Source organism: Thermococcus sp. PK, assembly GCF_000430485.1.
Classification (GTDB): Archaea; Methanobacteriota_B; Thermococci; order Thermococcales; family Thermococcaceae; genus Thermococcus_A; species Thermococcus_A bergensis.
In genome coordinates this window covers 927,729-937,170 of the sequence record NZ_KE387149.1, presented here as the reverse complement: position 1 = coordinate 937,170, position 9,442 = coordinate 927,729, and the positions used below count along the sequence as shown (strand labels likewise).

General features: G+C 39.4%; 7 protein-coding genes and 2 pseudogenes. 7 read left to right on the top strand and 2 right to left on the bottom strand.

What is annotated here, in order from left to right; all coding sequences use genetic code 11:
• Positions 1 to 558, bottom strand: a pseudogene (locus THEPK_RS12650) (IS6 family transposase); the annotation flags it as partial.
• 296 nt (positions 559 to 854) lie between these two features.
• Here THEPK_RS12650 and THEPK_RS07095 point away from each other — a divergent pair.
• From THEPK_RS07095 to THEPK_RS07065, 7 genes are all read left to right on the top strand, one after another.
• Positions 855 to 1,628 carry a tetratricopeptide repeat protein gene (locus THEPK_RS07095; RefSeq protein ID WP_042699994.1) on the top strand — a complete coding sequence of 258 codons (774 nt, stop codon included), beginning with the start codon at positions 855 to 857 and terminating at the stop codon, positions 1,626 to 1,628.
• A gap of 3 nt (positions 1,629 to 1,631) precedes the next feature.
• The gene (locus THEPK_RS07090) at positions 1,632 to 2,975 is read left to right on the top strand and encodes a B12-binding domain-containing radical SAM protein (RefSeq protein WP_042699991.1); all 1,344 of its coding nucleotides are present in this window, start codon (positions 1,632 to 1,634) and stop codon (positions 2,973 to 2,975) included.
• Positions 2,976 to 2,980: 5 nt separating this feature from the next.
• Positions 2,981 to 4,339, top strand: a complete 1,359-nt coding sequence (locus THEPK_RS07085) for a radical SAM/SPASM domain-containing protein (RefSeq protein ID WP_058945924.1) — start codon at positions 2,981 to 2,983, stop codon at positions 4,337 to 4,339.
• Positions 4,336 to 5,262 carry an ABC transporter ATP-binding protein gene (locus tag THEPK_RS07080; protein ID WP_042699985.1) on the top strand — a complete coding sequence of 309 codons (927 nt, stop codon included), beginning with the start codon at positions 4,336 to 4,338 and terminating at the stop codon, positions 5,260 to 5,262. Before THEPK_RS07085 ends, THEPK_RS07080 begins: the two co-directional genes overlap by 4 nt.
• Positions 5,262 to 6,011 (top strand): ABC transporter permease, encoded by a 750-nt coding sequence (locus THEPK_RS07075; protein ID WP_042699982.1) that lies wholly within the window; start codon positions 5,262 to 5,264, stop codon positions 6,009 to 6,011. Before THEPK_RS07080 ends, THEPK_RS07075 begins: the two co-directional genes overlap by 1 nt.
• Before the next feature lie 265 nt (positions 6,012 to 6,276).
• A complete protein-coding gene (locus tag THEPK_RS07070) occupies positions 6,277 to 7,290 on the top strand; it encodes an RNA-guided pseudouridylation complex pseudouridine synthase subunit Cbf5 (protein ID WP_042699979.1) in 1,014 nt (337 codons plus the stop codon).
• A 353-nt stretch (positions 7,291 to 7,643) separates the two neighbouring features.
• Positions 7,644 to 8,618 carry a hypothetical protein gene (locus THEPK_RS07065; protein ID WP_042699976.1) on the top strand — a complete coding sequence of 325 codons (975 nt, stop codon included), beginning with the start codon at positions 7,644 to 7,646 and terminating at the stop codon, positions 8,616 to 8,618.
• Between the two features lie 156 nt (positions 8,619 to 8,774).
• Here the strand turns inward: THEPK_RS07065 and THEPK_RS07060 are convergent.
• Positions 8,775 to 9,442: pseudogene (locus tag THEPK_RS07060) on the bottom strand (RNA-guided endonuclease TnpB family protein); the annotation flags it as partial.

Here is a 9,442-nt window from a genome sequence, read left to right as displayed (position 1 = left end):
GAAATTATTCCAGAAACGCTTCGTCCTCTCCTTCAACGTCCTAAACCAGCGCTCAACACTGTTCCTCGGCCCGAAAGTCACATGCAGATAACCCAACCTCAAAACTCTTAAAAGCAGACTTATACCAGCTCGCCCTGTCAACCAGGAAAATTGGCTGTCCCTCGCAGGATTTCAAAACAACTAGAATGAAATCCCTGGCAACCCACCAGTTTCTAACAGTCGTAATCCAGACTGCTAAAACTTCCTTGCTCTCAACGTCAATTGCAGCCCAGAGGTATCTTTTCTTCCCGTTGATTTTTATTACTGTTTCGTCAACTGCGATGAAGTTTCGCTGTTTTTTGACTGCGAGGATTTTTGGCTTGTAAACTGCTTCTGCTATTTTTGAATGGCTTCCCAGACGGTTGTGTGGCTGATTCCGAGGATTCTGGCGGTTTGCCTGTAGCTTAAGCCGTTTAGGTACAGGGTTATTGCCCTGATTTTCTTTTCTGGTGGGATTTTGTTGCGACGAAAGGGTTTTAAGGCTGAAACCACCCAGTAAATAATGGTTTCAGACTTCATGTTCCCCCTTCTTTTTCTAAAGTACTGCCAGTAACTTAAACCTGACACCCCACAGCTTATCCTAACAGTATCCTAAAAGTTTAAGAAAATTTTAAATATAAAAACAACTTATTGAGTATGTAAAATTTTCGGAGGTGATAAGAGTTGGAAGAGTTTGATGTCAAATCTGCCATTACAGAAACTTTAAACGACGCCACATTATTGACGTGTTGTCTCCAAGTTTGGGCATTTATAAGTACAGATTCTGACTGAATTTTATTATTTTATTTTTTAACTTCACTTGGAGGGGGCAAAAAGTGATTAAAGGGTACCTAGATAAGTTGGGAGATGATATACCAAAAAAAGACGTTGATGGGGATATATATTGCAAAGGATATTTATTATTATGTCTGGGTGATGTAGAGAAAGGAGAAAGATACCTTAAAATGTTGTTTGAAAAAGATCCAAAAAATTTAAAAGTAATTAATAAATTACTTAATGTCTATATTCTACAAAAAGATTTTGAGAAATGTAATCTACTTCTAAACAGAGTTTTTAAGGAATATATAAAACATGATATTCCACCATTTCTCTTTGCTAAATATCTCAGAATCCTAATATTGCACAACAAAATAAGTGAAGCTATAGCTTTTAAGAAGCAACTCCAAGAAGTTTTTCAATCTTCTATGTATTTAGCTAAATATAAGGATAGTGTATGGAAACTTTATTTTGAACTAGGTAATTTAGAATCTTACATAGGACAATATGAAAAGGCTATTGCGTCTTATCTCAAGGCTTTGTCCTCGTTACCTCCTACTTCAGATTTTATTCGGGCTAAATTATTATACTTAATTGCATTATCCTATTATTCCCTTGAGGACTACAATAGCGCTATAACATATTTGAAAAAGTCAATAGCTCTAAGTCCAAACTACTCAAAATCTTATGTTCTCTTAGGAATAATATACCTAAAGGATAATAAATTAGATACAGCTCACAAATACCTCCATTATGCTTTGAAACTCAATCCTGCTGATAAACAAGCTTTGAAATATCTCAACTTTTTAAAGAATAATAAGCAGGAGGTTTAGCAAATGCCCGATATTACTTTAATAAATGTAGTTTCATCATCGTCTAAACCTCAAACTCCGCTTGGAATTTTATATCTGGCTGGTACTCTTGAGAAATATAATTTTGATGTTGATGTTATTGATTACCAATATATTTTTTATAAACACAAATGGGGGTATAAACATCTTGGTGAGACTATAGCTAACATTGACTCGAAGATAGTTGGTATTGGATGTATGACGGACTCACTGCCATGGGTCATGCTAGCTACCAAATATGCAAAATCTATTACTCCAGAAAAGATTATAATACTTGGGGGGCCTGGTCCATCAGAGGTGTGTTACAATCTGCTTAGCACATACGACAGTGTAGATATCGTCTGTATTGGAGAAGGGGAATACACTCTACTTGAGTTAATGAGGACTATAGGAAATGGTATTTCATATACTCCTAGGGATTTGCTTAATATAAAAGGGATTGCATTTAAGCATGGAGATAGGGTTATAGTAACCCCAAAAAGAGAAAGGATTCAGGACTTAGATGCTTTGCCATTTCCAGCTTATCATCTTATAAACCTTAAAAAATATTATCAAGTCACTGTAGACACATCTCGTGGATGTCCATTTAGATGCACTTTTTGTGATGTGGCTCCCTTATGGGGTCGGAAAGTTATCTATAAAGGAGTTTCAAGGGTTATTGAGGAGTTAAAACTATTGAATGAAAATTATGGGGTAAAGAACATTCATTTTACGGATGATACATTTACATTGAATAAACAAAGAGTTCTTTCAATTACTGAGCAAATACAGAAATCAGACTTGGACATACAATATGCCTGCTTCGGTAGAGTAAACTTAGTAGATAATAATGTTCTTACTTCATTGATGGATTCTGGATGTAAGGGGATATTTTATGGTATTGAATCAGGGAGTAATAGGATATTACGTTTAATAAATAAAGGTTTTACAATAGGCAAAGCTATAGAGGTAGTAATAAACTCGTTAGATTATATTAAAAATGTTACTGCTTCATTCATTTGGGGATATCCATTTGAAGACTTCGAGGATTTCCTGAAAACTTTTTATGCAATAACATATTTGGATTATTTTGGGGTACAAACTAGATTTTCACGATTAGCACCTTTACCAATGTCAGAACTGCGGAAAAAATATGAGAACGACATAATAAAACCATTATACTTTAACATATATTCGCACACTATATTATCAACTCAAGACTTACCTCAAGAAATTGTTGAGGAAATTTTAAAACATCCTCCAATATACGTCTCGTTTTATTGGTTCAATACTCCCAATTTGCAAGAAAAACTGAATTTCATAGATAACTATTACAAGCTTATGGGGTAATGGCTATGAAGACTAATAAGTACTTGGTTCAGATTCCCGTAGAGGAAGGGAATTACATTATATTGGATACGTTACATGGCAAGATATACAAGCTAAAGAGAAATGAATACTATTATCTACTCAATCCTGAAAACTCAAGTTGTAGTGATACTATACATGATTTGTTAAAAAATAAGTTGTTATACCGTTCGGAAGATGAGTTTAATAAAGACGTTGAGAGAGCATATTTAGATTTCATAAGAAAGGAGAAATCATTACCACTTCATTATATGGTAATCCCAACATATTATTGTAATTTAACGTGTACATATTGCTATGAAAAGGGCATCAAAAAAGATCCTGAATTTATTTCTGAAAAAGCTTTATCGAAATTATTTCATGCAATAAACCTAATAGAAGCTGCAAAGAAATCAAATGTAAAGTCTATATTAACAATATTCGGGGGTGAACCACTACTTCCAATTAAAAGAGAATTTGATATTATTGCTCAAATAGTAAAAGAAAGCAGAGAACAAAATTTAGCTCTTAATGTTGTAAGTAATGGTGTTGGAATACCACATTATCTTTCATTACTTAAAGAATTTAATTCAATTCAGATTACATTTGATGGAGATAAGAGCACTCATGATAAATATAGAATATTCCCAAATGGAAAGGGGACTTTTGATATTATAATAAATAATCTATGCTCTCTACTTGATGAGATAAGCACTAAGACACATATAGCGTTAAGAATTCATGTTCATCGAGGAAAAGAGAACTCAGTGTATAATTTATACTGTTATTTAAAAGAGATTGGTATTCTCAAGAGAAAAAACGTTCACTTGTATGTTATGTCAGTGTATAACTACCTTGATCAATCTTTATTAACCGAAGGTATAAAAAATGAATTGGAATCTCTATTGTACCTTGTTAGGAACTTCCCCTCGATGATTAAAGAGGTAATAATTACTGGCCATTCATTTGCAATGTCATTAAATTACTTAATCAATAAAAATAACGTATACTTCCCCAAATTTAGACATTGTGAAGCTAATATAAACCAATATGTTTTCGATCTATATGGCGATATATATCCTTGTGATGTGGTAGTAGGCATAAAGGAATTTTCTGTTGGGAAATTTATTCCAAATTTGCAATTTTATGATTCATTTAAAAAATGGAGAGAAACCTGTATATTAACTCTGCCTTGTAAAGAATGTTCATATGCACTACTTTGTGGAGGGGGGTGTACTGCATTGAGATTATTAAGAGATGAGAAATTGCGCAACAGAACGTGCTCTTATATTACTAAAGAAATTTTAGAATTATATAAAGATCTTACACTGGAATTTTTAAAGATCCGGATAGGTGATAATTTATGAACGCTGCTGTAGAAGTCTCTAATTTAGTAGTAGGGTACAAAAAGACAGAGATTCTAAAGGGGATAAGTTTCAATATAGACGAGGGTACAATAGTTGGGTATTTGGGTCCCAATGGTGCAGGTAAAACTACAACAATATTGACATTATTAGGAATTCTAAAACCCTGGAGCGGATACGTTAAAATATTTGGAATGAATGTATTGAAAAAGAGTACTGAAGCTAAGCAACTTATTGCTGTTGCTCATCAAGAAGCTACGGGAGATCCCTTTTTAACTGTTGAAGAAAATATTTATCTATACCAACGTCTTAGGGGGATACCTAAAAAAAGAGCAAAGATAAAAACTGAAGAATATATTAAGTCATTCAATCTTGAGGAACATAGAAGAAAATTGTTCTTGGAGCTAAGCCCAGGTCTAGCAAAGAAAGTTCAAGTGGCAAGATGTCTTGCTAGTGTAACAGAAAGTACGAGGCTTATCATCTTAGACGAGCCTACTGCTGGAAGTGATCCAAGTTTTAAACTAAAACTTTGGAATATAATAAAGACGCTAAAAGAGGATGGGAAGACGATTATACTCACTACTCATAATATGGAAGATGTTGAAAATTTATGTGATAAAATAATTTTTATAAAAAATGGAAAAATTATTTTTGATGGGGCGTTATCTGATCTAAAGAGTAACTTCAGAATAGATCGGCTGTATAGAATTAAGTGTGGTTTTCCTAAACAATTCCTTCAAAAGGTCAAAGTTCTTGGATTTAACGTGACAAGAGTGGAGAATAATGAAATTTATTTTGAGACGCCCACACAATATAAAATCTCTGAACTAGCATCTCTATTTGAAGAATGTATAGTAGAGGAAATAGGATATGCTGGAAAGGATTTGAATGAAATATTTGTAGAATTGGTGGAGGGAGAAAAGTGATGTTGGGGCAAACATTAATATTAATTGAAAGAGAACTTCTAAGCTACAAAAGAAGTGTAGGTTTTATGATAGCGTCCTTTTTGTCCCCTCTTATGTACCTTTTTGTTTTTGGATATACTCTGAATAAGGGCATGCCATCCATAAATGGGGTATCTTATTTAAATTATATATTGCCCGGAATAATAATGTTAGTTGTAATATACTCATCACTGAACTCTGCTACTAGAGTATTTATAGAACGAAAATCTCACGCTTTACTTGACCTTCTTTCACTTCCTATGAATAAATCGCTTGTACCTTTTGTAAAAATACTGATTCATTCATTACTTTCAGCTTTTAACGCATTAATGTTCCTATTACTTGCAAAATTAACAATATGTTCTGAGTTATATCTATCAATTGATAATATTCCAGTTTTATTTTTAGCAATTTTTTCTAGCAGTTTTGCGGTAGGAATATTTATGATGGGGATTGCAGCAAGTTTGAGGGAAGAACAAAGCTTTAACTCATTAACTTCATTATTCCTTTTGCCGATGATATTTATAAGTACCGCATATTATCCGGTAAGCTTAATGCCAGCTGTTCTCAAAACATTAGCAAGAATTAATCCAATTTCATTTGGTGCGGATTTAATTAGGAATATATTATTTGGGATAGAAATTCCTATTTCTGAAATGATATCTTTTGTTGTGTTTTCGATAGTAGGGATTAGCCTATTACACCGTAGTTTTGGCAAATATTTCAAATAAGCAATTTTCACTTATTTATTTTCTCACTTATTTATGTGAAAACCGTCAGGGGTTTTAGTGTTGTCTTTTGGAACTATTCGGTTGAATTGCCGAGTCGAGTATTAAAGTAAAGATAGGTGAGCAAAATAAATCTTACTCCCGAAATCAGAGACTTTTTGAGTTATCATGTTGTTGAGGTTTTTCAAGTATAACTTTACTGCTCCGCCTAAGCCTTTATAAAGGGAAGAGGGGTATTAACTTCGATAACGCTCATTGGGTGATACCGATGGCGAAAGAAAAGAGAAGAGAGAGAAAGCTAATGCTCCCGGCTGATATTAAGAGAGAGGTTGTTGTTAGGGACGAAAACGCCGAGACCAATTCAAAATGGGGCCTTCCTCCAGAAAAAAGACCGATTGAGATGCACATGCAATTCGGGGTCATAAACCTTGACAAACCTCCCGGACCTACAAGCCATGAAGTGGTTGCATGGATTAAAAAACTTCTGAACCTTAAAAAAGCCGGTCATGGAGGGACATTAGATCCAAAGGTCACTGGAGTTTTGCCCGTAGCTCTCGAAAGGGCTACAAGAGTAGTTCAAGCCTTGCTCCCGGCAGGTAAGGAGTACGTAGCCTTAATGCACCTTCATGGAGATGTGCCAGAGGACAAAATAAGGGCCGTTATGAAGGAGTTTGAGGGCGAGATAATCCAGAGGCCACCTTTGAGGAGTGCCGTTAAGCGGAGATTGAGAACCAGAAAAGTTTACTACATAGAGATAATTGAGATAGACGGCAAAGATGTTTTGTTTAGGGTCGGCGTTGAGGCTGGTACCTATATAAGATCTCTCATCCATCACATTGGTTTGGCTTTGGGAGTTGGCGCCCACATGGCAGAGCTAAGGAGAACAAGGAGCGGGCCGTTTAAAGAAGATGAGACCCTTATAACTCTGCACGACCTTATAGATGCCTATCACTTCTGGAAAGAGGATGGTATTGAGGAGTACTTCAGAAAGGCAATCCAGCCAATGGAAAAGGCAGTTGAACATTTGCCCAAGGTGTGGATAAGAGACTCCGCAGTCGCTGCAGTAACCCACGGTGCCGATTTAGCTGTCCCTGGAATAGTGAAGCTCCACAAGGGTATAAAGCATGGAGATCTCGTGGCGATAATGACCCTCAAAGACGAGCTTGTGGCTTTGGGCAAGGCAAAGATGACCACACAGGAGATGCTCACAAAGACCAGAGGAATAGCAGTGGATGTTGAAAAGGTCTTTATGCCGAGAGAGTGGTACCCGAAGATGTGGTAGAAACTTTGCCTGCGCAAAGTTTCATCAAAGTTTGTACGTGCCTTTCAGTTGTTGTAATGTCGAAGGCTTTCATCCCCCGGGCAGACTTCCCGCAGGGGTTTCCTTTTAACAGCGCCCGAAGGGCGCGGAGGGGATAAACCCGAGGATATCGGCTACTCTACCTGTGAAAGCCCCAAAAGCTATCACCATTACAGGACACGTACGGACTAATGTCAAAGGGGATTAAATAAGGTTAAAACCATTTGCTCAAGCAGATGTTGATGAGGGCTCTGCCCCCTTATCTCTCTGTACTCTCAAACTCTAATAGGGGGCCAACAAAGCCTGAACCGGGATCTGTGGGGTGATGTGTGGTGATGTTGAGGAACCGTTTTCTCATCCTGAACTTCTTTGCTGGGACGGTTTTTCTAGCGCTCCTGTTCCGCTACACCCTCTCGCTTTCACTCGGGGAAAGCTCCCTGTTTGCGGTCGTCCTGTCGTTCCTCTACACCTCCGCGCTCGCTCTCTGGAGAAAGCCGGGTGAACGAAGGGAGAGCCAGTTTTTAAAATCCCCCGTTGCTAGGTCCGCGCTCTTTTTCCTGGTTTTATATGGGTTCGGAGTGATCTTTTTCGGGCTCATCCACCTCGTGTTTGCAGGACCGGGGACTCCTTTCCTCCTCATCAAAGGGCTTGGCGTTCTGTTCTTAGTCGGCGCCTCCGCCCTGTTCCTCGTGGCGGCGCTGTGGGGAAAAGAGGAGGGTAGGGCCAAAAAAGCCGTCTATTCCTGGCGGGACTTCCTCAGGGAGCTTTCAGCGTCCCTCCTCGTTTTTGCGGTTGCGTATTCCTCAGGGGTTGGTCTGGGGAAGAGCGTTTCAATGGCGCTTTACGTCTTTGTCCTGGCCGGCTGGTACTACTCCATGATGGTGCACAGGTATGAGGTGCCCGGGCGGGTGCTCAAAATACGGGCCGTCGTGGCCTTTATTGCCGTAACCTCCGGGCTGTACCTCTTCGTGATCGGGGATATGGCCCTTAGTGTGCTGGTAGGTGCACTTTTTGCGGTTGCCTTTGAAAAGGACTATCGGATAACCAGAAAGCTCGTGGAGGAGGGACTACTGGAGAGGAGGCACATCGAGGGCGGAGCCTCGCGCCTCTTCTACGGGGTATTCTACGGGTTCGGGGCTATGGCCGCTTTGATGGTGGCCACTGGGAATTACACCACCTCATTTATCCGGGAGGCCCTGCTGGCGGCCTTCAGGCTCCTCTACCTGTTCACTGCCGTGTTCCTCCCCTTCGGGACGCTCATCGGGTGGCTGAGGCTGAAGGTTTACTGCAACTACTCCCGGCAGGCTTAAATATTTCCAGGGCGTAGGTTTTTACAGTTAATTATGGGGTTTTTCCAAGCCGGAGGAAGTGTACGGGGACAGGTGGCACGAGTTCCTGAAGAGAAGGGGAGTGAAGGTAGAAGAGCTGACCTCCTCCCCGCCCTGAAGGGCGAGGGTTCCAACGAGTTAACCCCTCGCCATTGGCAGGGAGGTTTGAGGGGTTTCATTTAGACCCAAGTTAAAGCGGGTCTTCGACCCCTCGGGGAGGGTCTTCCCCCCGTTACCCCTCCTCTGAGCATAAAGGCCGCCCAGATTCGGGGTTATCTTTTCCACAGCCTTCTTTAAAATGTTGAAAGCACCAATCAAATCCGCGTTAAAGTCAAGCCCCGTCGCGGGACACTTAAACAAACCACGAACAAAGCGGGCCCCCTCGTGGGGCTTCCCGCAAACGGGGCAGGTTTTTGAGGTGAAAGCCTCATTAACAACCTGAACAACGATGCCATATTCCTCAGCCACTTCCTTGAGCCTTTGAATCACAGTATTGAACCGCCAGACGTGGGAGAGGAGGAAGTTCTGCCTCTTGCCTTTCTCAGAGTTTCTGGCCAATCCCCTTCGGGTAACCTACAACAATCCTCGAAACTCCGAGGTGGTAGAGCTTTTCAACGGTCTGTCTTACTGCCGTGTTGATGTAATGCTTTGCTTGAAGTTTTAGCCTTCCCGTGCATTCTTTTTGAGTTTTCTACTTCTCTTCGCTCCCGACCTGTTAAGTTTTGACTGATAATCCGCAATCCTCTTCCGCCAGTAAAAGGCTATTGATTTTAATGGCCTGCCGTTCACGAGGAAGCTTTCACCGT

Coding starts and splice junctions, on each gene's coding strand:
- THEPK_RS07090 (WP_042699991.1), top strand. CDS start 1,632: ATGCCCGATATTACTTTAATAAATGTAGTTTCATCATCGTCTAAACCT.
- THEPK_RS07085 (WP_058945924.1), top strand. CDS start 2,981: ATGAAGACTAATAAGTACTTGGTTCAGATTCCCGTAGAGGAAGGGAAT.
- THEPK_RS07080 (WP_042699985.1), top strand. CDS start 4,336: ATGAACGCTGCTGTAGAAGTCTCTAATTTAGTAGTAGGGTACAAAAAG.
- THEPK_RS07075 (WP_042699982.1), top strand. CDS start 5,262: ATGTTGGGGCAAACATTAATATTAATTGAAAGAGAACTTCTAAGCTAC.
- THEPK_RS07070 (WP_042699979.1), top strand. CDS start 6,277: ATGGCGAAAGAAAAGAGAAGAGAGAGAAAGCTAATGCTCCCGGCTGAT.
- THEPK_RS07065 (WP_042699976.1), top strand. CDS start 7,644: ATGTTGAGGAACCGTTTTCTCATCCTGAACTTCTTTGCTGGGACGGTT.